This window comes from Arthrobacter sp. UYEF20, assembly GCF_040546335.1.
Lineage (GTDB): Bacteria > Actinomycetota > Actinomycetes > Actinomycetales > Micrococcaceae > Arthrobacter.
Map to the genome: position 1 here is coordinate 24,318 of NZ_JBEPNP010000014.1, position 23,783 is coordinate 48,100.

The window sequence follows — 23,783 nt, forward strand, 5'->3', positions numbered from 1 at the left end:
CTATCTAATCATGATGACGGCGGCGCCCAGCCCCAGCAGGGCAATCAGCAGCCAGGAAGCCAGCGCGGCCAGCAACGGCCGGACCCCGGTATGCAGCAGCTGAGCGACCCGCACAGCAGAACCGAGGCCGAAGAGGGCCATGCCCAGCAGCAGGTCCTGGAGGACGGCGGCCGCCTCCAGGACGGCCGGGGACAGCCAGCCCGTCGAGCGCAGGGCGGCCAGCGCCAGGAAGCCGACGACGAACAGCGGGACGATCGGGGGCCGCCTGCCCCCGGCAGCTGCGGAGCCGTTGCGGTGCTGGCCGTTGCGGTGGTGCAGTCCCGCGGCGGCCACCATCGGCGCCAGCAGGACCACCCGGGTGAGCTTGACGACGACCGCCACCGCGAGCGCCGAGGCCCCGGCCGTCTGCGCGGTGGCCACCACCTGACCGACGTCGTGCACCGATGCCCCGGCCCACGCCCCGAAAGCTTCCGGGCCCAGTCCCAGCGGCTGCATCAGCAGCGGCAGCACGCCGATGGCCAGCGTGCCGCACAACGTCACCAGCGCGATCGGCAGCACGGTGTCCTGCTGCCGGATCCGGCGCACCGCGGCCATGGCACCGATGGCCGAGGCGCCGCAGATGGAAAAGCCGGTGGCGATCAGCAGCGCAACCGGGGGCGGCAACCGGAAGAGCCTGCCGATCCCGTAGGTCCCGGCGAATGCGGCCAGCACGACGCCGGTGATCAGGAGCAGCGCTGGCCCGCCCAGGCCCAGCACGTCCACGAGGCTGACCTTCAGGCCCAGCACCACGATCCCGCTGCGCATCAGGTGTTTGCCGGCGAAGTCCAGCCCCGGCCGGGCACGCCCGGCGCTCCAGCCGGCCACTCCCGGCAGGTTCGCGGACAGCAGACCGAGCACCACGGCCAGGGTCATCGCCGGCAGCACGGGAACAAGGGCATGGATGGCAAGGGCCACCCCGACGGCGGCCGCGGCCGCCAGCAGGCCGGGCGCTGCTCGGTAAAGGGCTGTTTCATACATCGCTGCTGGGGACTTCGGGCTGAACAGGGGCACGCCCTCAACCATGCCGTATGGCCCCCGGAATCCCGTAACCGCCACCGTAACCGCCACTGCAACCGCCACCGCCGCCGACCCCGGCCCGCACGCCGCGCCGACTCCGCCCGGCAGGCGAACTCGACACGCACCCCGGAAATGATTTCGTAACAAAAAGGTGGTTGGCTAGTGGCCATGTCTGACCTTTTCCAGGATTACGCCGAGGCCGCCGGACGCACCGGCGCCTACGACGAGATGTTTACCCCCGGCCAGCTGGCCAGGAAGTCCTACGGGCAGGTTGCCGGCGCCCTGAGCGAACTCTCGCTGGCCGACGTCACCGCCCGCGCCGATTCCATGGCCCGGACCTTCCTAGACCGCGGCGTCACCTTCGACTTCGCGGGGGAGGAGCGGCCCTTCCCGCTGGACATCGTGCCCCGGGTGATCCCGGCCGATGAGTGGGCCGTCCTGGAGAAAGGCGTGGCCCAGCGTGTCCGGGCCCTCGAGGCTTTCCTCAACGATGTCTACGACAAGATGACCGTGGTGTCCGACGGCGTCATCCCGCGCCGGCTCGTCACCACCAGCGCCCACTTCCACCGCCAGGTGCACGGCTTCGAGCCGGCCGGCGGCGTCCGGGTCCACATTTCCGGCATCGACGTCGTCCGCGACGCCGAGGGGACCTTCCGTGTGCTGGAGGACAACGTGCGCGTACCCTCCGGCGTCAGCTACGTCCTGGAGAACCGCCGCGCCATGGCCAAGGGCCTGCCCGAGGCCTTCGGCCAGCAGCTGATCCGGCCGGTGGAGGAGTACCCCCGCCGGTTGCTGTCGGCCCTGCGGAAGACGGCGCCGTCCGGGGTCGATGATCCCACGGTGGTGGTCCTGACCCCTGGCGTGTTCAACAGCGCCTACTTCGAGCACACCCTGCTCGCCGGCCTGATGGGCGTCGAACTCGTCGAGGGCCGGGACCTCATCTGCCGCGGCAACCGGGTCTACATGCGCACCACGGCCGGCGAACAGCGCGTTGACGTCATCTACAAGCGCATCGACGACGAATTCCTCGACCCGCTGCAGTTCCGGGCCGACTCCATGCTCGGCTGCCCGGGCCTGGTTAACGCGGCCCGCGCCGGCGGCGTCACCATCGCCAACGCCGTGGGCAACGGCGTCGCCGACGACAAGCTGGTCTACAGCTACGTGCCGGACCTGATCCGCTACTACCTGAACGAAGAGCCCGTCATCGCCAACGTGGACACCTTCCGGCTGGAAGAGCAGGAAGCCCGGGAATACGTCCTGGACAACCTGGCCGAGCTCGTCGTCAAGCCCGTGGACGGCTCCGGCGGCAAGGGCCTGGTCATCGGCCCCGACGCATCCAAGGACGAACTCGTTGCCCTGCGCAAACGCGTCATCGCCGACCCCCGCGGCTGGATCGCGCAGCCGGTGCTGCAACTCTCCACCGTCCCCACGCTCAGCGGTGACAAGTTCGGCCCCCGCCACGTGGACCTGCGGCCCTTCGCCGTGAACGACGGCGACGACGTCTGGGTCCTGCCCGGCGGGCTGACGCGCGTGGCGCTCAAGGAAGGCTCGTTGATCGTGAACTCCAGCCAGGGTGGCGGCTCCAAGGACACCTGGGTGCTGGCGGATTCCCCGCAGGTTCCGGTGGAAGTGGTCCCGCGACCCACCATCGCGGTCCGCGAGCGGGTTTCGGTCTGGCCGGTGGAGAGCAACTGGCGCGACAGCCAGAAAGAGCAGCAACAGCAACAGCTACTGGTTTCGGACGCGCAGGAGGTAACCGCGAATGCTTAGCCGTATCGCCGAATCACTCTTTTGGATCGGCCGCTATGTGGAACGGGCCGACGGTACCGCCCGCATCCTGGACGTCCACCTGGAGCGGCTGAACCATCTGCCGATGGAGGAACAGCGCAGCGTCGCGCAGGAGCTTCTCGCGGTGATGGGCGCCCGCCCGCAAAGTGACGAGTTCGGCCTCAACGAGCTCCTGAATGCGCTGGCCTATGACAAGCACAGCGCCACCTCGATTGCCGGTTCGCTGGGCGCGGCGCGTGAGAACGCACGCCGGGCGCGGGAGACCGTCTCGTCGGGGCTCTGGGAGAGCCTGAACACGACCTACTACGGGCTGAACCAGCACCGCAAGGATGTTGTGGGAACGTACCGTTTCTGCAACTGGGTGCTGGAGCGCACTGCCATGGTCAGCGGGCTCGCGGACACCACCGTCAGCCATGACGAGAGCTGGCTGTTCCTGGTCCTGGGCCGTTCGCTGGAACGCGCCGACATGACGGCACGGATGCTCTCCACCCGCGATGTCCTCTCCGCCGGGATGTCCTGGGTGAACATGCTGCGCTGCGCCGGCGCCTACGAGTCCTTCCTGCGGACCCGGCGGGCGGCCTTCGGCGACCAGCACGCGGCCGAGTTCCTGCTCCTGGACCGGCTCTTCCCACGCTCCATCGTCTACGCCCTCAGTGACGCCGACGAGTGCCTCGCCAAGCTGGACCCCTCGGCCCAGCGCGTCGGATTCATCAACGACGCCCGGCGGATCGTGGGCCAGGCCCGCACCTTCCTGGAGTTCCACCGCACCGACGACCTGATGTCGGAACTGCCGGAACACATGGAACGGGTGCAGAAGGCCGTCTCGCAGGCCTCCGACGCCATTTCCCGTAAGTACTTCAATCAGGCAGACGAACTGGCCTGGGTGGGAGAAGTTTCATGACCCGGCTGAGCATCATCCATAAGACCGCCTACAAGTACAACAAGCGCGTCACGCTCTCCTACAACGAGGCCCGCATGACGCCGCTGACGGATCCGCAGCAGGTGGTGCTCGAGTCCTCGATGAAGGTCTCGCCGTCGCAGGCCGCGCTGAGCAGCTACCGCGACTACTGGGGCACGCGCGTGACTGCTTTCGACATGCAGATGCCGCACGAGCACCTGGAGGTGCTCTCCACCACCACCGTCGAGGTGCACCGGGTGGAGAAGATCCCGGCCGAGGCGGACATCGTCGGCTGGGATGTCCTTGACGCCCCGGAGACCCACAACAAGTTCAGCGACTGGATCCCGCAGTCCCAGCTCACCGGGCCGGGCACCCAAGTGCTGAGCATCGTCCCCGGCGTCGTCGAGGGCCGCAACCCGCACGAGGCGGCCCTCGCCGTCGTCGAGTGGATGCGCGGTGAGATGACCTACATGAAAGGCAGCACCGGGGTCACCACCAACGCCGAGGAAGCCTGGACCCAGCGCCAGGGCGTGTGCCAGGACCTCGCGCACCTCGCCATCGGCGCGCTGCGCAGCTGCGGGATTCCCGCCCGCTACGTGTCCGGATACCTGCACCCGCGGGCGACGGCGGAACTCGGCGAGACGGTCGCCGGGCAGTCGCACGCCTGGCTCGAGTGGTGGGACGGCGAATGGCGGAGCTGGGACCCCACGAACCACAAGCCGGCCGGTGATTTCCACGTCACGGTGGCACGGGGGCGGGACTACCGCGATGTGCCGCCGCTCAAGGGCATCCTCTCCGGCGGCGGCGGCTCAGCCCTCAGCGTCAGCGTCGAGATCACCCGGCTCGCCTGAGGCCCCAACCAGCTGGCAATAGTTGCCGTTCTCCGCCCCGAAAACGACAACAAATGCGAGCTACTTGGGTGCACACGGCTGCCCCGGTTATTCGAGTCCGGAGCTATTCGAGTCCGGAACGGGTGGCGTCGTCCAGCGGCGTCCACCAGGTCAGGGGCGGGGCCACCTTGAAGCGCCGGCCGGTGACCGCGTCCGGGGTGATCCGCACGAAGTGCTCCTTCTTGCCCGGCTGCCAAGGGAACAGCTGAAGCCCCACGGTGTCCAGGACCTCCTGCTGGTTCTGCACCGGCGCGGCCTGTCCCTTGACCACCACACTCCAGGCGATGCCGCTGTCCGCGTCGACGCCGTCGGCCTCCACCGCCACCGGGGTGTCGCCCGTGGCCGCCTGGAGCTTGGTCCCGTCTGCCGTGCGGAACACCAGGGAACCGTGGTCCACCGTGTAGTTGATCGGGAAGATGTCAGGATGATCGTCCACCCATACCGCGAGCCTGCCCACGCTGACGCTGCGCAACAGCCGCCAGCATTCGTGGGCGTCAAGGTTCTCGACGCTATGGGGGTTCTGGGCTGGGGAGGGCTTGCCGGCCTGGCTGGGATCAGTACTCATGGCGTCGAGCCTACGGCCCGCCTGCGCCGCGGAACTAGGGCCCAAGGTCACAAGGGGGCGACAGGCCACGGCATCAAGGGGCGTTCGGCACCGGCGCGGGGTATTCTGGCATCACGTCGTCAGCGCCGATGCGCGGGGTACTGAATTGGGGCCAGAACATGCAGTCAATGGGTGAAAGTCCGGAGCAAGCCGAAGCCGAGCCACAACCCAGGATCGACGGTGTGTTGAAGGGAATCGTGTCCCGCGCCGAGGAGCTGCTCCAGTCCCAGGCGCGGATGGCAGGCCTGCTGGAGGCCGTCGTGGCCGTGGCCGAGGACCTCAGCCTGGACGCCGTCCTGGAGCGCGTCGTCCAGTCGGCCTGCCGCCTGCTTCATGCCCGCTACGGCGCTCTTGGTGTCATCGGCGACGACCGCGCGCTCAGCCACTTCATTACCATCGGCATCGACAATGGGCTGGCGCATCAGATCGGCCCGCTGCCCACCGGCCATGGCGTCTTGGGTCTGCTGATTTCGGAACCCAGGCCGCTGCGCCTGCATGATCTGCGCAAACACCCGGAATCCTATGGCTTTCCTGCCCACCACCCGCCGATGAAGTCATTCCTCGGCGTCCCCGTCCGCGTCCGGGACGTGGTGTTCGGCAACCTGTACCTGACCGAGAAGGAAGACGGCAGCGACTTCACCGTCGAAGACGAGGGCCTGGCCGTCGCGCTGGCCGCCGCTGCCGGCGTCGCCATCGAAAACGCCCGACTCTACGACGACGCCCGCCGCCGGGCGCGCTGGCTGGAAGCGTGCATGGACGTTTCCGGGCTGATGCTCAGCAGCGACCGGGACTACACCGCCGGCGGTCTCGACCCGATCGCGAGCAGGGCGCTGCAGGAGTCCGGATCACAGCTCGCGCTGCTGGTGGCACCCGCCGTCAATGGCCCAGGCTACATTGTGGCCGGCGTCGCAGGTGAGCGCCGCTCCGTCTTTTCCGGCCGGTCCTTGACGTTGGACGCGCCGCAGCTCCAGGACGTCCTCGACGGCGGCGAGCCGGTACTGCTGGACGACGCCGCCGCGCTCTTCGGTGAGATCGACGGCGGGATCTCGGGCCCGCTCCTGGCGGTGGCGCTGAGTACGCAGGGTGCGCACCACGGGCTCCTGCTGCTGGTCCGGGAACCCGGCGAGGTCCAGTTCGCCCGGACGGACATTGAAATGGGCGCCGTCTTCGGCTCCCACGTGGCCCTGGCGCTGGAGCTGGCCCGCGTCCACCGGCTGCGCGAGGAACTGCTGGTCTTCACGGACCGCGACCGGATCGCCCGGGACCTGCACGACCTCGTCATCCAGCGGATATTCGCGGCAGGACTGAGTGCGCAGAGCCTGACCCGCTTCACCAAGGACGAGCTCGCCCTGGAACGGATCCGCAACATCACCGGCGAGCTCGATGAAGCGATCCGCAGCCTCCGCGACACCATCTACTCGCTCAAGAGCAGCAACGGGGAAACCGAGCTGCTGAGCGGACGGATCCGCCGCGTGGCCCGGAGTTCCGCAAAGTCCATGCCGTTCACGCCCCGGCTGACCATCACCGGCCCGGTGGACGCGGTCACGCCGGACAAGGCGGACAACGTGGTGGCCGTCGTGTCTGAAGGTCTCAGCAACGCCATCCGGCATTCCGGCGCCGATGCCATCTCGGTGTCCGTTGCCGTGATCAAGGGCCGCGTGACCGTGGTCATCACGGACAACGGCTCGGGCTTTGCTGATCCGGAAAAACGAAATGGGCTGGCCAACCTCGAAGACCGGGCGCGGATGCTCGACGGCGAGTGCACCATCACCAGCGCGCCCGACGCCGGAACCAGCCTGGAATGGTCCGTCCCGCTGTAGCGGACGCTGTCCTTAGCGAATACTGTGGCGGCTTCCCTCGCCGGCGTGGCTTCCGGGGGCCACCGGCGAGGCGGGGCTCGCGATGAAAACGGCGGCCTGGGTGCGCCGCTCGAAGCCAAGCTTGGCCAGCAGCGAGGACACGTAGTTCTTGACGGTCTTCTCCGCGAGGAACATCTCGGCCGCTATCTGCCGGTTCGTCAATCCGCCGCCGACGAGTTCCAGCACGCGGCGCTCCTGCGGTGTCAGGGACGCCGTCCGGGGGTCCACCTCTTCGGCCTCGACCAGGCTGTCGACGATGCCCGCCGCGACGCCGTCCTCGAACAGCGATTCTCCGCGGGCCGCCCGCCGCAGCGCCCCGATCAGGTCCGTGCCGCCGATTTCCTTCAACACGTAGCCGCTCGCACCCGCCAGCACGGCGCCGCGCAGTGCTTGTTCGTCGTCGAAACTCGTGAGAATGATGCAGTTGAGCGAGGGGTCCACGGAACGGACGTCCCGGCAGACCTCGATGCCGGTCCCGTCCGGCAGCCGGGCATCCAGGACACAGACGTCCGGATGCAATGCGGGGATGCGCCGTGCCGCTTCGACCGCGGACCCGGAGCTGCCCACGACGAGGAAGCCTTCGCCCTCCAGGAGTTCCTGCAGCCCCCGCCTGACGAGTTCATGGTCGTCGAGAATGAAGACGCGGATGACGGCCGGAAAGCCGCCGTGCGCAGAGAGACCAGCGTCTGCCCAGGCCATCATGATTCTCCCGTCCGGCCGCTGACGCTGCCTCGTGTGATGCGGTGCTCCCCAGCCTGCCGTGCCGATCGGGTCTGCGGACTGCGCGTGCTGCTGACTTTGCCTGCCGAATGATTGTCGCCGATTTCACTGTGACTGCTCGAATTGTCACTGACTCCATTGTCACAGACTGCATTTGTCACCGAATCCATTGTCACTGTCCGACGGCGTTTTCCGTCAGCGGACTCTGCAATTCTTCCCCCCACCCTGATGCCGGACAAGGGCCGTTGGACCCAGAGGGCGGCGCCGCCACCGCTTCGGCGGGAACCGCTACCGGACTGTGGACCGTGACTTTCGGCCCTAGCTCTACCCCGGCGCTGGCGGGATGCTGGGGCAGGACGCGCCACCAGCACGGGAAAGGGATCCGGCATGAGCGACGCCAGGGTTGTCAAGACCATCGTGGTCGGCGTTGACGGGTCCGATGCCTCCATCGCGGCGCTCCGCTACGCGCAGAACCTGGCCGGCCCGCTCTCGGCCTCGGTGATCGCGCTGGCCTGCTGGGACATCCCGGCGGTCTATGACGGCTATGTTGCGATGGGGATCGACCACTTCGACGTCCGGGCCGGTGAAATCCTGCAGGAGGCCGTCGAGAAAGCCCTCGGCGCGGAGATTCCGGCCAACCTGGACACCCGTCTCGTGCAGGGCCACCCACGGCACATCCTGATCGAGGCCAGCCGGGACGCGGACCTGCTCATCGTGGGCCGACGCGGGCATGGCGGCTTCGGGGGACTGCTGCTGGGCTCGGTGAGCTCGGCCCTGGTGGCACATGCCCATTGCCCGGTGCTCGTCGTCCACACCCCGGAAGCCAAATAGGCAAGGACACCGCAACGGCCCCTCAGGCCCGATTTACTCGAAGGAGGCCCGGCGCGGATCCGAGAGACGCGTGGTCCAAAGATCCGGCTTGTTGACTTTGAACCGGCGGCCGGTCAGCGCCTTGGGCGAGAGCCGTACGTAGTAGTCCTTGTCGCCCGGCTGCCATGGCTCAAGCAGGAGGGCATCGACTGCCTGCTTTTCCGCCAGGCTCTCGATCAGTTCGATCTCGCCGCGGGCCACGACGCTCCACGCCATTTGTTCGTGCACGTCATAGCCGTCGATTTCAAAGGCGGCGGGCTTGGCGGTCACGGCACCCCAGAGCTTGGTGCCCCCGGCGGAGCGGAACACAATCGCCCGGCGCTCCAGCACGAAATTAACCGGGAAGATCTCCGGATGGCCGTCCACGATCAAGGCGACCCGCCCGACGACTTCGGTGTCCAGCAGCGTCCAGCATTGGTCCATGGACAGTTGGCCGTGTGGCGGCGTTGCGATCGTGTTCATACAGACCCACGTTACACGGACCGCCCGGCAGGTCCATTAGGGCCGTAAGGCCTGTACCCCAGCCCCAGAGGCCCTGTAGCCCGGGGATGCCTTACCAGGGGCTGGGCTTGTAATCCTTGAGGAAGACGCCGTACTGGTCCTCGCCTGACTCGCCCATAACGATCGGATCGTAGACCCGGGCGGCACCGTCGACGAGGTCCAGGGGAGCGTGGAAGCCCTCCTCCATGAGCCGGACCTTCGTGTAGTGCGGGCGTTCATCCGTGATCCAGCCGGTGTCGACGGCGGTCATCAGGATGCCGTCGGCGTCGAGCATTTCCTGGGCGCTGGTGCGCGTCATCATGTTCAGCGCGGCCTTGGCCATGTTGGTGTGCGGGTGGCCGGGGCCCTTGTAGGCGCGGGAGAACTGGCCCTCCATGGCGCTGACATTCACGATGTACTTGCGCTTCGCGGTGGAGCGCTTCATGGCTCCGCGCAGGCGGCTGACCAGCAGGAACGGAGCGGTGACGTTGCACAGCTGCACCTCGAGCAGCTCGAGCGGATCCACCTCGTCCACCACCTGGGTCCAGCTGTTGATGGTGGCCAGGTCCGGTACCAGGCCGCCGGCGTCGATGGCGGTGCCGGCTTCGATGCGCTCCAGCGACGCGGAGCCGGTGGACAGCGCGAGCGAGGTGACGGCGTCGCCGGCGAGGACGGGATGCTCCAGCACGCTGCTGGCCAGTGCAAGCGGGTGCTTGTCGTGGGCGTGGCCGAAGGTCACGAGTTCGGGCCCGCCGTTGGCCGCCTCGAGGGCAGCGGGCAGCGGCTCGTCCTCGGCATCGACGAGGGGCTTGTAGGCGTTCCCGGACCGGCGAACGGTCTGGGCCGCGTTGTTGATGATGATGTCCAGCGGGCCGGCCGCATCCAGGGTGTCCGTCAGCGCCAACACCTGGGAGGGATCTCGGAGGTCGATCCCGACGATCCGGAGCCGGTGCAGCCACTCGCTGCTGTCCTCCATGGCGGCGAAGCGGCGGGCGGCGTCCTTGGGGAAGCGGGTGGTGATGGTGGTGTGGGCGCCGTCGCGGAGCAGCCGGAGCGCAATGTACATGCCGATCTTTGCCCGGCCGCCGGTCAGGAGCGCGCGGCGGCCGCTCAGGTCCGTGCGGGCATCTCTTTTGCTGTGGCTGAAGGCGGCGCACTCGGGGCAGAGCTGATGGTAGAAGGCATCGACCTGGGTGAAATGCTGCTTGCAGATGTAGCAGGGGCGCGGCTTGATCAGGTGCCCGGCAATCTCGCCGGTGGCGGACGGTGCGAGTTTGTTGCCGCGGGTTTCGTCGTCGATCCGGTCCGGGGCCGCCGTCGCGGTCTGGGCGATCACGGCCCGGTCCGCGTCGGCAATCAGATCCCGCTTGCTGACGCGCCGGTGCCGCTTGACCGCCTTGAACATTTTGCCGGTGGCGCGGCGCACCGAGACGTAGTCCGGGTGCTCCTCGTCGTAGACGTGGATGCTGTTCAGGACCTTGAGGCAGGCCTGGATTTCCTCGGCGGTCAAATCGGCGGCCGTCAAATCGGCGGCGGCCAAGTCAACGGCCGCCAAGTCAGCGGGGGTCAATTCAGCAGAGATCAGTTCGGAAGGCAGATCGGGGGAGCTCATTGCTCCAATTTTACAGCCTGCAGGGAGCCCGGCCCGCCGTTGCCGCCGGCCGGGCTCCCGCTCCGGCAGATCCGGCTCAGCGCGTCTTGGTTGACTGCGTGCCGGGCACGCCGACACCCACGGCCGCAGCCTGGACGCCGCGGACCTTCTCCACGGTGTCCCGGATGGCGGGCCACTTTTCCGTGGCGGTCCTGACCGCATCCGGCACGAGGTGCAGGTTGGCGGCCGACAAGGCCCGCTCGGCGTCGTCCGGTTCCGGGACCAACTGACCCTTGGACAGCACGGTGATGCCCGAGTCCGTGACCTTGAAGCCGCGGGCCCGGTCCAGCTCGTGGTCCAAGCCGATGGCGGCGCCGGCCGGGACCTTGACGTTCTTGTCGATGATGGCGCGCTTGACCACGGCGCCTTCGCCGATGTTCACCTTGTCCATCAGCACGGAGTCGAGCACCCGGCTGGACGTGCTGACGTAGACATCGTTGGCGAGCACCGAGCCCTCCACGATGCCGCCGGAGACCACCACGCCGCTGGCAACGATCGAGTCCAGGGCCGTGCCCACGGTGCCGCCCTGGCCGCGGACAAACTTCGCCGGCGGGGAGATGCTCTGCCGGGTGTAGATCGGCCACTCCGAGTTGTACAGGTTGAACACCGGCACGGGGGAGATGAGGTCCATGTGCGCGTCGTAGAACGAGTCGATGGTGCCGACGTCGCGCCAGTAGGTGCGGTCACGCTCGGTGGAGCCGGGGATGTCATTAAGGGTGAAGTCGTAGACCCCGGCCTCGCCCTGGCTGACGAAGTAGGGAATGATGTCGCCGCCCATGTCGTGCTTGGTGTCCAGCCGCTCCGCGTCGACGTGCAGGGCTTCGACGAGGGCGTCGGCGTTGAAGACATAATTGCCCATGGACGCGAGGAACTGGCTGGGATCGGCGGCCAGGCCGGGCGTGGAGGAGGGCTTCTCGACGAATGCGGCGATCTTCTGCGGGTTGTCCTGGTCCACCTCGATGACGCCGAACTGATCGGCCATGTTCAGCGGCTGGCGCACGGCGGCCACGGTTGCCTTGGCCCCGCTGGCGACGTGCTGGTCCACCATCTGGGCGAAGTCCATGCGGTAGACGTGGTCCGCGCCCACCACGACCACAATGTCCGGGTTGGCATCGTGGATGAGGTTCAGCGACTGGTAGATGGCGTTGGCGCTGCCAAGGAACCAGCTCTTGCCCACGCGCTGCTGCGCCGGGACGGAGGCGACGTAGTTGCCCAGCTGCGTGGACATCCGCCAGGTTTCGGAAATGTGGCGGTCCAGGCTGTGCGACTTGTACTGCGTGAGGACAACGATCTGCAGGTACCGGGAATTCACCAGGTTGGACAGGGCAAAGTCGATGAGCCGGTAGCTTCCGGCAAAGGGTACGCCGGGCTTGGCCCGGTCGGCCGTCAATGGCATCAGCCGGTTTCCCTCGCCACCTGCGAGGACAATGGCCAGAACTTTCTTATTCGGCATGGTGTCGCTCCCTGTACGCCTTCGTAACTCCCCAACAGTCCGGCACGCCCGGACGTTCTTCACACTAGATGAGTTACACCGTACCGACTACCTTGGGGTTTGTGCGTATAGACATTGTGACTAAAGAATTCCCGCCCGAAATCTATGGCGGCGCCGGGGTCCACGTGGCCGAACTCAGCAGGGTGCTGGCCCAGCATGTGGATCTGCAGGTGCGCGCCTTCGGCGCGCCTCGTGAACCCGAGTACCACGGAGCGACGGTCACGTCCTACCCGGTGCCCGAGGACCTGGGCGGGGCGAACGCCGCCGTGCAGACGCTGGGGGTGGATTTACGGATCGTCCCGGACATTGCCGGCGCGGATCTGGTGCACTCGCACACCTGGTATGCCAACATGGCCGGGCACATCGCCGCGCTGCTGCATGGGATTCCCCACGTGCTCAGCGCCCACAGCCTGGAGCCGCTCCGGCCGTGGAAAGCAGAGCAGCTCGGTGGCGGCTACGCCGTGTCCTCCTGGGTGGAAAAGACCGCCTACGAGGCCGCCGCAGCCATCATCGCCGTCTCCGAGGGCATGCGGCAGGACATCCTGCGCAGCTACCCGGACGTCGACCCGGCCAAGGTCAAGGTGGTCCACAACGGCATCGACGTCAGCCTGTGGAACCGGGACGAGGGCGAGGACGTCATCCGTGCCCTCGGCATCGATCCGGAGCGCCCGAGCGTGGTCTTCGTGGGCCGCAACACCCGGCAGAAGGGCGTCCCCTACCTCCTGCGCGCCGCCGCCAAACTGCCGGCGGACGTCCAGCTGGTCCTCTGCCTCGGCGCAGCGGACACCCCCGAGCTGGCGGCCGAGACCGCCCGCCTGATCGAGGAGCTGCAGAGCCAGCGCAGCGGGGTCATCGTGGTCGAGCGGATGCTGCCGCGCAACGAGCTCGTCCAGGTCCTCAGCCACGCGACCGCGTTCGCCTGCCCGTCGATCTACGAACCGCTCGGCATCGTGAACCTTGAGGCGATGGCCTGCGGCGCCGCCGTCGTGGCCAGCGCCACCGGCGGAATCCCGGAGGTGGTCCAGCACGGCGAGACCGGGTTGCTGGTGCCGATCGAGCAGGTCACGGACGGAACCGGCACTCCGCTGGATCCGGAGAAGTTCGTCACCGAGTTCGCCGCGGCACTGACTGACGTGGTGTCCGATCCGGCGCGGGCCCGCGCCATGGGCCGGGCCGGCCGGCGCCGGGCGGAGGAGCACTTCTCCTGGGAATCCATCACGGAGACCACCCTTGAGGTGTACCGCTCGGTGCTCCCCGGCGGCTCCTGACGTCCCCTTCTGAAGAACGGACGACGACGGCGCCGCCCCGGCTGTGGGGGCGGCGCCGTCGTCGTCGTCGTCGTCGTCGTCGTCGTCGTTAATCCTGTCGACGTCCGGCAGGCTCGTCAGCTCCGGCGTGTCTTCGTCCCGTGGCTCTTGCGGGCCAACAGGATTTTTTCGTCCACGGGCGCCTGACCGCTGGCGCGTTGGACGCGGAAGTAGGCCCGGGCCTCGTCCTGGCGGAGCTTTTCCGCGCCGGTGGCGATCTCGGCGCGGAGATGTTCCGGGCCGAAGCCGAAGGCATCCACCAGATCCAGGGCGTGCGGGCGGATCTTCACCAGCAGCCGATTGATGTATTCGCCCACGGTGCGGCCACGCTGCATCGAGAGCCGGCCGTTCATCAGGTACCAGGCCAGGTTCTTCTCGACCAGGGACAGGCCGAAGAGATCCCGGAGCCAGGTCAGGACCACCTTGGTGCCCGGATCCGTGACTTGGCCCAGGGCTTCGGTGAACGCCTCCCACTGGAGCAGCTCGGCGTGCGCCTGGGCGGCTTCGATGAGTTCGTTCTGGTGCTGGTTGAACAGCGCGGCACCCTGGCGCTGCGGCAGCTTGTTCGCCCCCTTCAGGCCGGCGGCCACCTCGGCCACCATGGTCTGGACCCGGTCGGTCAGCAGGGCCCGCTGGCTGGCTTCGTCCTTGATCGCGAGGGCAGCCTTCTGCACCGAACCCGAGTCGGCCACGAACTGGGCAACGCCGCGCAGGCCGGTGCGGTGGAGCGCAACACCGGTGGCCTGCCCGACGACGTAGCGGGCCAGCACCCCGAAGTTCACGTTGCGGAAATCCTTGGCGTAGTCGGCCAGCAGGCGCTTGGCGACGAGCTGCAGCAGGACCGTGTTGTCGCCTTCGAAGGTGGCGTAGACGTCGAGGTCGGCGCGCAGCGAGGCGAAGCGGTTCTCGATCAGGAAGCCGGCGCCGCCGCAGGCCTCGCGGCATTCCTGCAGGGTGTCCAGGGCATGCCAGGTGCTGAGCGGCTTGAGGGCCGCGGCGAGGGTCTCAAGGTCCTGGCGGTCCTCGTCGGTGTCGTTCCTGCCGGAGAAGACGTCGTCGAATTTCTGCAGCAGCTGTTCACTGGCGAAGCCGGCGGCGTACGTGGTGGCGAGCCTGGTGAAGAGCCTGCGCTGGTGCCGCTGGTAGTCCAGCAGGGCCTCCTCATCAGTCTGGGAGGAGGCGTTGAACTGGCGGCGTTCGGTGGCGTACTGGATGGCGGTTTTCAGGGCCAGTTTCGAGGCCGTCACCGCGGCGCCGTCGAGCGACACCCGGCCCTGGACCAGGGTGCCGAGCATCGTGAAGAACCGGCGGCCCGGACTGGCGATGGGGGAGCTGTAGCTGCCGTCTGCCGCCACGGTTCCGTAGCGGTTCAGCAGGTTGGTGCGCGGGATCCGGACCTGGGTGAAGTGCAGCCGGCCGTTGTCGATGCCGTTGAGGCCGCCCTTGACGCCGTCGTCCTCGCCGCCGATGCCCGGCAGGAACTCCTTCGTCCCGGGGTCCCGGAGGTCCATATAGAACGCATGCACACCGTGGTTGACGCCGTTGGTCACCAGCTGGGCGAACACGACGGCGGCCAAGCCGTCGGCTGCGGCGTTGCCGATGTAGTCCTTCCAGGCGGCCCGGAAGGGCGTGTGCACCACGAATTCCTCCGTCGCGGGATCGTAGGTGGCGGTGGTGGCGATGCTGGCCACGTCCGAACCGTGCCCGGTCTCGGTCATGGCGAAGCAGCCCGGGATGTCCAGGTTCATGATGCCGGGCAGCCACTTCGCGTGGTGTTCCGCGGTGCCCAGGTGGTTCACGGCGGAGCCGAACAGTCCCCACTGGACACCTGCCTTGATCTGCAGCGACGGGTCGGCGATGACCAGCTCCTGGAAACCGGCCACGTTGCCGCCGTGATCATCCGAGCCGCCCACGGACTTCGGGAAGGCGCGGTGCACGGCGCCGTTGTCCACCAGGATCTTCAGCTGGCCGAAGGCGCGTTTGCGGTGTTCGGTGTGGGTCAGGCCCTCGGTCTTGTACAGTTCCGGGCGGCCGGCCAAGGCCCTGGACTTCAGCCGGGTGTCGGCCCACTTTCCCAGCAGCAGCTCACCAAGCGCCGCAACATCGACGGCGGCGGCTCCGGCCGCCGCTGCCGGGCCTGCCGGCGGCGTCCGGACCGGGGTGGACTGGGTGGTCGTAGGGAAGCCGGCGGTGCGGTCCGCTAGTTCAGTCATGTCGATTCCTTCGTTGGTTCTGACAAGGTTGGTTCTGACAAGGTCGGTTCTGAAGTCTGGGATTCGAGGTTCCGGAGCTCCGGCGCGATGCCAAGACACAGCCAGTCGGTGATCTGCCGCGCCATCGCCTCCTGGTCCGGTTTGCCGGGGGAGGCCGGACTCGCGAGCCATTGTTCGCCGGCGTTCCGGACCAGGCCGATCGCGGCGTTGGGCCAGTAGCCGATCACGGCTTCCCGCCCTGCGGAGGGCGCCAGGTGGCTGCGCATGGGCCGGGCAATCATGTCGCTGATGGCGGCGAAGAAATGCCCGAGGGCGCCGGCCGTGGCGAGCGAGCCGTTGGCAGCCTCCGCGTCGCCGGGCGCGTAGCGGGTGACGAAGGTGTAGACGCTGGGGCTCGTCTCGGCCATCTGCAGGTACGCGGAGACCATGGCAAACAGCCCCTGGCGGGGGGTCTGCGCGCCCTGCGCGGCTTCCTGGATGCGCCGCTGCATCTGGCTGAGCACCACTTCGCCCACCGCCTGCTGGAGCCCGGCCTTGTCCCCGAAATACCGGTAAAACACCGATTTGGAGGTTCCTGCCGCTGCGGCGATCTCCTCCATGGAGGCGTCGCTGCCCAGGGCGTGGACGGCCCTGCGGGCTGACTTGATCAGCTCCCGCCGTCGATCCTCGCGGTGCTGCTGCCAGCGCGAGGCACGGCCGTCCACGGCGGACGAAACGTCCGGGGCAGCACCGGAGTCCGGAAGATCAGCGTGGTTGTTCACGATACCCAGCGTATCAGGTACGCTGGGTACCGGTAACCGCTTTGATCTAAGGAGACAGCTATGTCCGTCCACGGACAGTCCGCACCCGGACTCACGGATTCGACCCCGTCCGCCGCCCCGCCGGCAGTGCCGCAACTCCGCAAAGCAGTGGTGGTCGGAGGCAACCGGATTCCCTTCGCCCGGACCGGCGGCGCCTACACCAAGTCCTCCAACCAGGACATGCTCACCGCAGCCCTGGACGGCCTGATCGCCCGGTTCGGCCTGCAGGACGAGCGCATCGGCGAAGTCGCTGCCGGCGCCGTGCTCAAGCACTCCCGCGATTTCAACCTGACCCGCGAAGCCGTGCTGGGCTCCCCGCTCTCCGCCGAGACCCCGGCCTATGACCTGCAGCAGGCCTGCGCCACGGGGCTGGAAACGGTCCTCGGCCTCGCCAACAAGATCAAGCTAGGCCAGATCGACTCGGCCATTGCCGGCGGCGTCGACTCCGCCTCGGACGCCCCCATCGCCGTGAGCGAGGGACTGCGCGAGGTCCTGCTGGATCTGAACCGTGCCAAGACGCTACCCCAGCGGCTCCAGATCCTCAGCCGGCTCCGGCCCAAGGACCTCGCACCCGATGCGCCGAACACCGGCGAACCGCGCACCGGCTTGTCGATGGGCGAACACCAGGCGCTCACCACCGCGCAGTGGAAAATCACCCGCGAGGCGCAGGACGAGCTGGCCTACAACAGCCACCGGAACCTCGCCGCCGCTTACGACGCCGGCTTCTTCGACGACCTGCTCACCCCGTACCGCGGACTCAGCAAGGACTCCACCCTGCGCGCGGACACCAGCCTTGAGAAGCTGGCCACGCTCAAACCCGTCTTCGGCAAGAACCTGGGTGCGGCGGCGACCATGACCGCCGGAAATTCCACCCCGCTCACCGACGGCGCCTCCACCGTCCTGCTCGCCTCCGAGGACTGGGCCGACGCCCACGATCTGCCGAAGCTTGCCGCCGTCGTCGACGGGGAAGCCGCTGCCGTGGACTTCGTGCACGGCAAGGACGGACTCCTGATGGCGCCCGCCTTCGCGGTGCCGCGGCTCCTGGCCCGCAACGGCCTCACCCTGGATGACATCGACTTTTTCGAGATCCACGAGGCCTTTGCCGGCACCGTCCTGAGCACGCTGGCGGCCTGGGAGGACGAGGAATTCGGCCGCACCCGGCTCGGCCTGGACGGCGCCTTCGGCAGCATCGACCGGTCCAAGCTCAACGTCAACGGGTCCTCGCTCGCCGCCGGCCACCCCTTCGCCGCCACCGGTGGACGGATCGTGGCCTCGCTGGCAAAACTGCTGCACACCAAGGGCCGGGTGGACGGACGCCCGGCGCGCGGGCTGATCTCGATCTGCGCCGCGGGCGGCCAGGGCGTCGTCGCTATTCTTGAAGCACTCTAGGGGGATTCGATGACCGACAGATACACCCAGCTGGTGAGCCGCGGCCTCGGCAAGGACATCGCCAGGAAACTCGGCCTGCCGCAGCCGGTGGTGCTCCGGCGCCACGAGCCGGGCCAGCCGCTGGTCGAAGGTCCGGTGCTGGTCCAGGGCTCCGGCACCGGCGCCGACGAGCTGGCCGCAACGCTCCTGGCCTGGGACCTGGACGTCCGCCGCCACGCCGTCCCCAAGGAAAAGCTCGGCGCCGTCATCCTGGTCCTGGACGAGCTGGAGCGCCCCGAGGACCTTTCGAAGCCGGTGCTCACGGCGGCCACCTCACTGCGGGACCTGGCCGCCAACGCCCGCGTGGTCACCGTGTCCCGCGCCGCCTCGGACACCACCGAACCCGCCGTCGCCGCGGCACGCCAGGGCGTCGACGGGCTGCTGCGTTCGCTGGCCAAGGAACTCCGCGCCGGGGCCACCGGCAACGGCATCCTGCTCGCCGACGGGGCCGGCACCACGAGCCCCAGCACTCTGGGGGCCCTGCGGTTCTTCCTCTCCGGCAGGTCTGCGTTCGTGGACGGGCAGTTCCTGACGGTCACCTCGGGTGCCGGGCAGCTGCCGGACGACGTCGAGAAGCCGCTGGCAGGCAAGGTCGCCGTCGTGACCGGGGCCGCCCGCGGAATCGGTGCCGCGATTGCGCGCACGCTGCGCCGCGACGGCGCCACGCTGGTGGTCGTGGACATCCCGGCCGCGGGGGACCGCCTCGCCACGGTGGCGAACGACGTGCACGGCACTGCCCTGCAGCTGGACATCAGCGGCGAGGACGCGGGCCAGCGGATCATCGAGCACGCCGTCCAACGCCACGGCCGGCTGGACATCGTGATCCACAATGCCGGAATTACGCGGGACAAGCTGCTGGTGAACATGGACCAGGGCCGCTGGAACTCGGTCATCGCCGTCAACATTGCGGCCCAGCTGCGCATCAACGACGCGCTGCTGGCATCCGAGCATTTCCGGAGCTCGCCACGGATCGTGTCCGTTGCCTCCACGAGCGGGATCGCGGGCAACCGGGGCCAGACCAACTACGCAGCCTCCAAGGGCGGCGTGATGGGCATGGTCCGGGCCACCGCACCGCTGATCGCCGCGCACGGCGGGTCCATCAACGCCGTGGCCCCGGGCTTCATCGAGACCGAGATGACCGCCCGGATCCCGTTCGCCACCCGCGAGGTGGCCCGCCGGCTGAACTCGCTGCAACAGGGCGGCCAGCCGGGCGACGTCGCCGAGGCGATCGCGTTCCTGGCGAGCGACGCGGCTGGCGGGATCTCCGGGGACGTGCTGCGTGTCTGCGGTCAGAACCTGGTCGGAGCATGACCGGCTCCCAGCCCGTCATTCTGGGCGAGATGCCGTCCCTCTCGAAGCTGTACCTGAACGCGGCAGCCACCGCGGCCCGGCGCCGGGTGCTTGGCACGCATACGGGCACCGGGCTTCCCGACGGCAGCCATGAGGTCCGCGGCGTGCGGGCAGGGGTCGCGAATCTCACGGCGTACCAGCACCTGATCGGCGAGACCGCGAGCGACATCCTCCCGGCCGGCTTCATCCATGCGCTGGCGTTCCCGCTGGCCATGAGCGTGATGAACCGGGACGACTTCCCGCTGCCCCTGCTCGGCATGATCCACCTGGGCAACCAGGTGGTGCAGTCCGCGCCGGTGCGCTTCACCGAGGCCGTGGACATCCGGGCCCGGGCGGAGAACCTGCGTGGCCACCGCTCCGGTACCCAGCTGGACCTCGTGGCCGAGGTGCGCGGCGCCGGGGAGGGCCGCCTCCGCTGGCGCGGCGTGTCCACCTACCTGGCCAAGGGCGTGTTCCTGCCCGGAATCGACAAGCCCTCGGCGCCGCCGGTGCAGGTGGACTTCAGGGCCCCGGACCCGACGGCGCTCTGGCAGCTGGGAGTGGACACGGGACGCGCCTACGCCGCGGTGTCCGGCGACTTCAACCCGATCCACCTGAGCGTCCTCTCGGCCAAAGCGCTGGGGCTGCGTCGGTCCATCGCGCACGGAATGTACCTCGCCTCGAGGGCGCTGGCCGATGTGGGCGCCGCCAAGGGGGAGGCCTTCCGCTGGGATGTGGCCTTTGAGGCTCCGGTTTTCCTGCCCGCCCGCGTGGCGCTGGACATCAGCACCGTCCAGGACGACGACGGCGGCTGGCAGCGCTCGGACTATGTCGCCTGGAGTCCGCGTTCGGGTCGCAAGCACTTCAGCGGAGCGGTGGCGGCACTGTAGGGTTTCTCGCCTGGATCGACGGCCAAGGCGGCGGTCCGCGGGAAACACCGCGGGCGGCCGCCGGCGCTTAGGCCCCTGGGGTCCTGACGACGCGGAGCACCCGGTAGAGGCTCAACAGGACCGATTCGACCGCACTGGGCGCGTCCGTAGCGGTTTCCTCCGCGCCGATGCGCCCGGTCAGTTCCTTGACGGCGGCGTCGGCTGCCCCGGCCAGCTCGAGCTGCCGTTCCGGGCTCTCCTCTTCGATGGAGCGCAGCACGTCGCCCACCGCTGACATCGCCTCGGCGAGCTGCGCGAAGTACTCGTCCGGCACAACGAAGGGTGTGTCCTCGGCCCAGATGACATCCGAGAGCACCTGCGTGACGTCCTGCACGTGGAACGTGACCCGTTCCAGATCCCGGAGATTGCGGTAGTCCAGGTCCATGTCCCGCGGATGCAGCAGCCGCCGGGGATTCGCCCGCCGGCTGGCGTCCGCTTTTTCCACGGCCAGGCGCACGGTGCGGGCCGAGGCCGCGAGCGCATCTGACCGGCGCGACCAGTCCTCGTGCTCGGGCGGCCAGTTCTCTTTGAGAGCCTTGCCCATGTCCCAGAGCTGCCGGGCGAGGGCCAGCCGCAGCTCCGCGATGCTGAGGGCCGCGGCCTTGAAGTGCAGCGGCGGGAAGACCAGGAGATTGACCAGGATGCCCACCGTGACGCCGGCGCCCATCTGAACCAGGTAGCCAAAGGAGAATTCGTCCGGGTTGTGGCCGCCGACCAGCAGGACCAGGAGTGCCGCCGTCGGAATCCAGTCGCTGCCGGAGCCGATCCGCGGCAGTCCCGCGAGGATGACACCCAGCCCCATGACGATGGCGACCGTCACCGGGGTCGGTTCCCCGAGGCTGAAGAGCATGAACGCCAGCCCGATCCCAATCGCCAGGCCCACGAGCGTCTGCACCCCCTGGCGCATGGAGCCGGAAACGTTCTCGTACATGGCGACCAAGGCACCGAGCGGGGCGTAGTAGGGGTAGTCGGCCGCGGAACCGGGCATAAAGGGGGCAATGAAAAAGGCAAGGCCCGCGGCGAGCGCCGCCTTCAGGGCCAGCTTCAGCCGGGGCCAGAGGAGCACCGAAGCCATTCTGCCTTTCACAACCCCCCAGTGCCGGCGGAGCGGCGGGGGGTGTCCGGTGTCTGTCGCCTCTGGTGTCGTACGCATCCCGGCTCAGCCTAGGCGGGGGGCATTGCTGCTACAAATGGAGGAACGTTCAGGCCGCGGGTTCCGCCGGCGGCGTGGGCGGCCTTCCGGACGGCGGCGGAAAGTCGCTGGGCGCGCCCGTTGGTGCGGCCTTCTTCGTTGCGGCGGGGAACGTATCCGAAGCCGAGCCCGTAGGCCGGGTCCGCGAAGCCAAGCGCGGCGCTGGCCCCCTCGTGGCCGAAGGCACGGTGGCTGCCGAAGTCGCGGCCCGGCTGCGGTTTCATGAACACGATGGCGAAGGCGTTGTCCTGGCCGGAGGCCCGGTCCAGCCCCCACACCTGTTCCTCGGACATGGTCCCGATGGTCCGCGGTGTCAGGAACGGCGCGCCGCCGTCGAGTCCCGTTGTGGCGGCGGCATAGAGCCGGGCGAGGCCGTCGGCGGACCCCACGCCGCCGGCGCTGCTCATCCCGCCGGCACGGATGGCGCGGTGGTTGGGGAGCTCCATGATGGTGCTGACCGGTGCGTTGCTGTTCAGGCCGGCCAGGCTGAGCGGGTCAAGCCACGACTGGTCCGGGTCTTCCGTATACAGGACGTCCCGGTAGCGCGGCTCCTGGTCCTCCGGGAGTCCGAGGAAGAAGTCGATCCCGAAGGGCCGGCGGATGCGGGAGTCGTACAGCTCCTGCAGGGTGGCACCGGCAATCCTGCGGCACAGCTCCTCCATCAGGATCCCCATGGTCAGCGCGTGGTAGCCGAACGCGGTACCCGGGCGCCAGAGCGGCACCGCGCCGGCGAGCCTGGCTGCTGCGGCCGGAGTGGTGAACTCGTCCAGGGCGAACCCGCCTTCGATGCCGGGCACGCCGGCCTGGTGCGAGAGTGCCTGCCGGACGCTGAGCCGGTCCTTGCCCTGGGCACCGAATTCGGGCCAGTAGGAGGACATGGTCCGGTCCAGCTCCAACGTCCCGTCCTGCACGAGCAGGGCGATCACGAAGGCCGCCACGCCCTTTGAGCAGGAGAACGTGCCGGTGATGTCACCGGGGCCAGCTGCGGACCGCCGGTGAGCTCGAGCACCTTCGCGCCGTCGCGGTACACCGCCAGCTGGGCGCTGTAGTCCGGATCCTCGGCCAGGAAGGAATCGAACAGCGCACGGACGGCAGAGAAGTCCGCGGTGGCGAACCCGGCGGACAGCGATGTGGTCGAGGGCCGCACCATTCAGGCCGCCCCGTTCAGGCCGCCCCGTGACCGGGTGCGACTTCTTCGCCCGCCCGGACGGGTCCGGGCGGCGTCCCGTCGCCGAAGGGCCGGCCGCCGAGCGCTTCGCGGCCGTGGTCGGTGAGCCAGTTGCCCAGCGCGGGCCCCTTCGGGACAACCCCGGTGGGGTTGATGTCCTCATGGACGATGTAGTAGTGCTGCTTGATCTGCACGAAGTCCGTCGTGTCGCCGAAACCGGGCGTCTGGAACAGATCCCTCGCGTAGGCCCAGAGCACCGGCATTTCGCTGAGTTTCTGCCGGTTGCACTTGAAGTGGCCGTGGTAGACGGCGTCGAAGCGGGCCAGGGTGGTGAAGAGGCGGACGTCGGCCTCGGTGATGGTGTCGCACACGAGGTACCGCTGGCCGGCGAGCCGCTCCTCCAGCCAGTCCAGGGCGGTCCACAGCCTGCCGTAGGCGGCGTCGTACGCCTCCTGGGAGCCGGCGAAGCCACAGCGGTACACGCCGTTGTTGATCTCCGTGAAGACGCGTTTGTTGACCGAGTCGATCTCTTCCCGCAGGTGCTCGGGGTACAGTTCCGGGGCGCCGGGGCGGTGGTACGCGGTCCACTCGGTGGAGAAGTCCAGGGTGATCTGCGGGAAATTGTTGGTGACCACCTGACCGGTGGGGACATCCACTATGGCCGGCACCGTGATGCCGCGCGGATAGTCCGGGAACCGGCGGAGGTAGGCGTCCTGGATCCTCTCGATTCCCAGCACGGGGTCCTTGCCGCCGGGGTCCAGGTCGAAGGTCCAGGAGCGTGCATCGTGGGTGGGGCCGGGCTGCCCGAGCGAGATCACGTCCTCCAGGCCCAGCAGCCGGCGCACGATCACCGTCCGGTTGGCCCAGGGGCAGGCGCGGGCAGCGACCAGCCGGTAGCGCCCCGGTTCCACGGGCCAGCCGGGTTCGCCGTTGCTGCCCGGGGTGCCGTCCAGCGTAATCCGGTCCTCGATGTAGTTGGTGTCCCTGCTGAACTCGGCTCCGCCGGTGACGTAGGCGCCCCGGGTGCTGAATCCGGCGTCGTCGGTGTGGGTAGTGCCGCCGTGGTCCGCACTGGAGGGGCTCTTGCTCGTGGATGTCTGGCTCATGGA

At 68.5% G+C, this 23,783-nt stretch carries 21 protein-coding genes; 9 read left to right on the plus strand and 12 right to left on the minus strand.

The window, feature by feature from the left end; genetic code table 11:
- Entirely contained in the window at positions 1 to 1,017 is a 1,017-nt protein-coding gene (locus tag ABIB26_RS15575; RefSeq protein ID WP_354245179.1) for a YeiH family protein, read from the minus strand.
- Between the two features lie 207 nt (positions 1,018 to 1,224).
- Between ABIB26_RS15575 and ABIB26_RS15580 the strand changes: the two genes are divergently transcribed.
- From ABIB26_RS15580 to ABIB26_RS15590, 3 genes are read left to right on the plus strand one after another with little or no spacing between them, the layout of a single operon-like run.
- Positions 1,225 to 2,826 carry a circularly permuted type 2 ATP-grasp protein gene (locus tag ABIB26_RS15580; protein ID WP_354244931.1) on the plus strand — a complete coding sequence of 534 codons (1,602 nt, stop codon included), beginning with the start codon at positions 1,225 to 1,227 and terminating at the stop codon, positions 2,824 to 2,826.
- On the plus strand, positions 2,819 to 3,745 hold the full coding sequence (locus ABIB26_RS15585; protein WP_264353791.1) for an alpha-E domain-containing protein: 927 nt from the start codon (positions 2,819 to 2,821) through the stop codon (positions 3,743 to 3,745). Before ABIB26_RS15580 ends, ABIB26_RS15585 begins: the two co-directional genes overlap by 8 nt.
- Positions 3,742 to 4,593 (plus strand): transglutaminase family protein, encoded by an 852-nt coding sequence (locus ABIB26_RS15590; protein ID WP_354244934.1) that lies wholly within the window; start codon positions 3,742 to 3,744, stop codon positions 4,591 to 4,593. The genes ABIB26_RS15585 and ABIB26_RS15590 overlap by 4 nt, the downstream gene beginning before the upstream one ends.
- 103 nt (positions 4,594 to 4,696) lie before the next feature.
- Here ABIB26_RS15590 and ABIB26_RS15595 read toward each other — a convergent pair whose 3' ends face one another.
- Entirely contained in the window at positions 4,697 to 5,197 is a 501-nt protein-coding gene (locus ABIB26_RS15595; protein ID WP_354244936.1) for a pyridoxamine 5'-phosphate oxidase family protein, read from the minus strand.
- Positions 5,198 to 5,364: 167 nt separating this feature from the next.
- On the opposite strand from ABIB26_RS15595, the gene ABIB26_RS15600 reads away from it, so the two are divergent.
- Positions 5,365 to 7,056, plus strand: a complete 1,692-nt coding sequence (locus tag ABIB26_RS15600) for a GAF domain-containing sensor histidine kinase (protein ID WP_354244939.1) — start codon at positions 5,365 to 5,367, stop codon at positions 7,054 to 7,056.
- A 12-nt stretch (positions 7,057 to 7,068) separates the two neighbouring features.
- Here ABIB26_RS15600 and ABIB26_RS15605 read toward each other — a convergent pair whose 3' ends face one another.
- Positions 7,069 to 7,797 carry a response regulator gene (locus tag ABIB26_RS15605; protein ID WP_354244942.1) on the minus strand — a complete coding sequence of 243 codons (729 nt, stop codon included), beginning with the start codon at positions 7,795 to 7,797 and terminating at the stop codon, positions 7,069 to 7,071.
- A gap of 405 nt (positions 7,798 to 8,202) precedes the next feature.
- On the opposite strand from ABIB26_RS15605, the gene ABIB26_RS15610 reads away from it, so the two are divergent.
- Entirely contained in the window at positions 8,203 to 8,646 is a 444-nt protein-coding gene (locus ABIB26_RS15610) for a universal stress protein (RefSeq protein ID WP_354244945.1), read from the plus strand.
- A 33-nt stretch (positions 8,647 to 8,679) separates the two neighbouring features.
- Here the strand turns inward: ABIB26_RS15610 and ABIB26_RS15615 are convergent, their stop codons facing one another.
- From ABIB26_RS15615 to glgC, 3 genes are all read right to left on the minus strand, one after another.
- The gene (locus ABIB26_RS15615) at positions 8,680 to 9,147 is read right to left on the minus strand and encodes a pyridoxamine 5'-phosphate oxidase family protein (RefSeq protein ID WP_354244948.1); all 468 of its coding nucleotides are present in this window, start codon (positions 9,145 to 9,147) and stop codon (positions 8,680 to 8,682) included.
- Positions 9,148 to 9,238: 91 nt separating this feature from the next.
- Complete coding sequence (locus ABIB26_RS15620) at positions 9,239 to 10,690, minus strand: SDR family NAD(P)-dependent oxidoreductase (protein WP_354245182.1); 1,452 nt, start codon at positions 10,688 to 10,690, stop codon at positions 9,239 to 9,241.
- A gap of 163 nt (positions 10,691 to 10,853) precedes the next feature.
- A complete protein-coding gene (gene glgC / locus ABIB26_RS15625; protein ID WP_354244951.1) occupies positions 10,854 to 12,269 on the minus strand; it encodes a glucose-1-phosphate adenylyltransferase in 1,416 nt (471 codons plus the stop codon).
- A gap of 101 nt (positions 12,270 to 12,370) precedes the next feature.
- Here glgC and glgA point away from each other — a divergent pair, with 101 nt between their 5' ends.
- Positions 12,371 to 13,576 carry a glycogen synthase gene (gene glgA / locus ABIB26_RS15630; RefSeq protein ID WP_354244954.1) on the plus strand — a complete coding sequence of 402 codons (1,206 nt, stop codon included), beginning with the start codon at positions 12,371 to 12,373 and terminating at the stop codon, positions 13,574 to 13,576.
- A 116-nt stretch (positions 13,577 to 13,692) separates the two neighbouring features.
- On the opposite strand, the gene ABIB26_RS15635 is transcribed toward glgA, so the two are convergent.
- Positions 13,693 to 15,828, minus strand: coding sequence for an acyl-CoA dehydrogenase family protein (locus ABIB26_RS15635; protein WP_354244957.1), 2,136 nt, complete (start codon positions 15,826 to 15,828; stop codon positions 13,693 to 13,695).
- The gene (locus ABIB26_RS15640; RefSeq protein ID WP_354244960.1) at positions 15,825 to 16,589 is read right to left on the minus strand and encodes a TetR/AcrR family transcriptional regulator; all 765 of its coding nucleotides are present in this window, start codon (positions 16,587 to 16,589) and stop codon (positions 15,825 to 15,827) included. The genes ABIB26_RS15635 and ABIB26_RS15640 overlap by 4 nt, the downstream gene beginning before the upstream one ends.
- 60 nt (positions 16,590 to 16,649) lie before the next feature.
- Here ABIB26_RS15640 and ABIB26_RS15645 point away from each other — a divergent pair, with 60 nt between their 5' ends.
- From ABIB26_RS15645 to ABIB26_RS15655, 3 genes are read left to right on the plus strand one after another with little or no spacing between them, the layout of a single operon-like run.
- Entirely contained in the window at positions 16,650 to 18,017 is a 1,368-nt protein-coding gene (locus tag ABIB26_RS15645; RefSeq protein WP_354244963.1) for an acetyl-CoA C-acetyltransferase, read from the plus strand.
- 9 nt (positions 18,018 to 18,026) lie between these two features.
- On the plus strand, positions 18,027 to 19,367 hold the full coding sequence (locus ABIB26_RS15650) for a 3-oxoacyl-ACP reductase (protein ID WP_354244966.1): 1,341 nt from the start codon (positions 18,027 to 18,029) through the stop codon (positions 19,365 to 19,367).
- Positions 19,364 to 20,275: a MaoC/PaaZ C-terminal domain-containing protein gene (locus ABIB26_RS15655; RefSeq protein WP_354244969.1), complete on the plus strand. Its 912-nt coding sequence runs from the start codon at positions 19,364 to 19,366 to the stop codon at positions 20,273 to 20,275. The genes ABIB26_RS15650 and ABIB26_RS15655 overlap by 4 nt, the downstream gene beginning before the upstream one ends.
- A 67-nt stretch (positions 20,276 to 20,342) precedes the next feature.
- Here ABIB26_RS15655 and ABIB26_RS15660 read toward each other — a convergent pair whose 3' ends face one another.
- The 4 genes from ABIB26_RS15660 to ABIB26_RS15670 form a co-directional block, all read right to left on the minus strand.
- Positions 20,343 to 21,389, minus strand: a complete 1,047-nt coding sequence (locus ABIB26_RS15660) for an FUSC family protein (protein ID WP_354244972.1) — start codon at positions 21,387 to 21,389, stop codon at positions 20,343 to 20,345.
- A gap of 89 nt (positions 21,390 to 21,478) precedes the next feature.
- Positions 21,479 to 22,444 carry a serine hydrolase domain-containing protein gene (locus tag ABIB26_RS15665; RefSeq protein ID WP_502913687.1) on the minus strand — a complete coding sequence of 322 codons (966 nt, stop codon included), beginning with the start codon at positions 22,442 to 22,444 and terminating at the stop codon, positions 21,479 to 21,481.
- Positions 22,429 to 22,656: a hypothetical protein gene (locus ABIB26_RS23765; protein ID WP_502913688.1), complete on the minus strand. Its 228-nt coding sequence runs from the start codon at positions 22,654 to 22,656 to the stop codon at positions 22,429 to 22,431. Before ABIB26_RS23765 ends, ABIB26_RS15665 begins: the two co-directional genes overlap by 16 nt.
- A 14-nt stretch (positions 22,657 to 22,670) precedes the next feature.
- Positions 22,671 to 23,780, minus strand: coding sequence for a glutathione S-transferase family protein (locus ABIB26_RS15670; protein WP_354244974.1), 1,110 nt, complete (start codon positions 23,778 to 23,780; stop codon positions 22,671 to 22,673).
- Positions 23,781 to 23,783: the final 3 nt, after the last annotated feature.

Coding starts and splice junctions, on each gene's coding strand:
- ABIB26_RS15575 (WP_354245179.1), bottom strand. CDS start 1,017: ATGTATGAAACAGCCCTTTACCGAGCAGCGCCCGGCCTGCTGGCGGCC.
- ABIB26_RS15580 (WP_354244931.1), top strand. CDS start 1,225: ATGTCTGACCTTTTCCAGGATTACGCCGAGGCCGCCGGACGCACCGGC.
- ABIB26_RS15585 (WP_264353791.1), top strand. CDS start 2,819: ATGCTTAGCCGTATCGCCGAATCACTCTTTTGGATCGGCCGCTATGTG.
- ABIB26_RS15590 (WP_354244934.1), top strand. CDS start 3,742: ATGACCCGGCTGAGCATCATCCATAAGACCGCCTACAAGTACAACAAG.
- ABIB26_RS15595 (WP_354244936.1), bottom strand. CDS start 5,197: ATGAGTACTGATCCCAGCCAGGCCGGCAAGCCCTCCCCAGCCCAGAAC.
- ABIB26_RS15600 (WP_354244939.1), top strand. CDS start 5,365: ATGGGTGAAAGTCCGGAGCAAGCCGAAGCCGAGCCACAACCCAGGATC.
- ABIB26_RS15605 (WP_354244942.1), bottom strand. CDS start 7,797: ATGATGGCCTGGGCAGACGCTGGTCTCTCTGCGCACGGCGGCTTTCCG.
- ABIB26_RS15610 (WP_354244945.1), top strand. CDS start 8,203: ATGAGCGACGCCAGGGTTGTCAAGACCATCGTGGTCGGCGTTGACGGG.
- ABIB26_RS15615 (WP_354244948.1), bottom strand. CDS start 9,147: ATGAACACGATCGCAACGCCGCCACACGGCCAACTGTCCATGGACCAA.
- glgC (WP_354244951.1), bottom strand. CDS start 12,269: ATGCCGAATAAGAAAGTTCTGGCCATTGTCCTCGCAGGTGGCGAGGGA.
- ABIB26_RS15635 (WP_354244957.1), bottom strand. CDS start 15,828: ATGACTGAACTAGCGGACCGCACCGCCGGCTTCCCTACGACCACCCAG.
- ABIB26_RS15645 (WP_354244963.1), top strand. CDS start 16,650: ATGTCCGTCCACGGACAGTCCGCACCCGGACTCACGGATTCGACCCCG.
- ABIB26_RS15650 (WP_354244966.1), top strand. CDS start 18,027: ATGACCGACAGATACACCCAGCTGGTGAGCCGCGGCCTCGGCAAGGAC.
- ABIB26_RS15655 (WP_354244969.1), top strand. CDS start 19,364: ATGACCGGCTCCCAGCCCGTCATTCTGGGCGAGATGCCGTCCCTCTCG.
- ABIB26_RS15660 (WP_354244972.1), bottom strand. CDS start 21,389: ATGGCTTCGGTGCTCCTCTGGCCCCGGCTGAAGCTGGCCCTGAAGGCG.
- ABIB26_RS23765 (WP_502913688.1), bottom strand. CDS start 22,656: ATGGTGCGGCCCTCGACCACATCGCTGTCCGCCGGGTTCGCCACCGCG.
- ABIB26_RS15670 (WP_354244974.1), bottom strand. CDS start 23,780: ATGAGCCAGACATCCACGAGCAAGAGCCCCTCCAGTGCGGACCACGGC.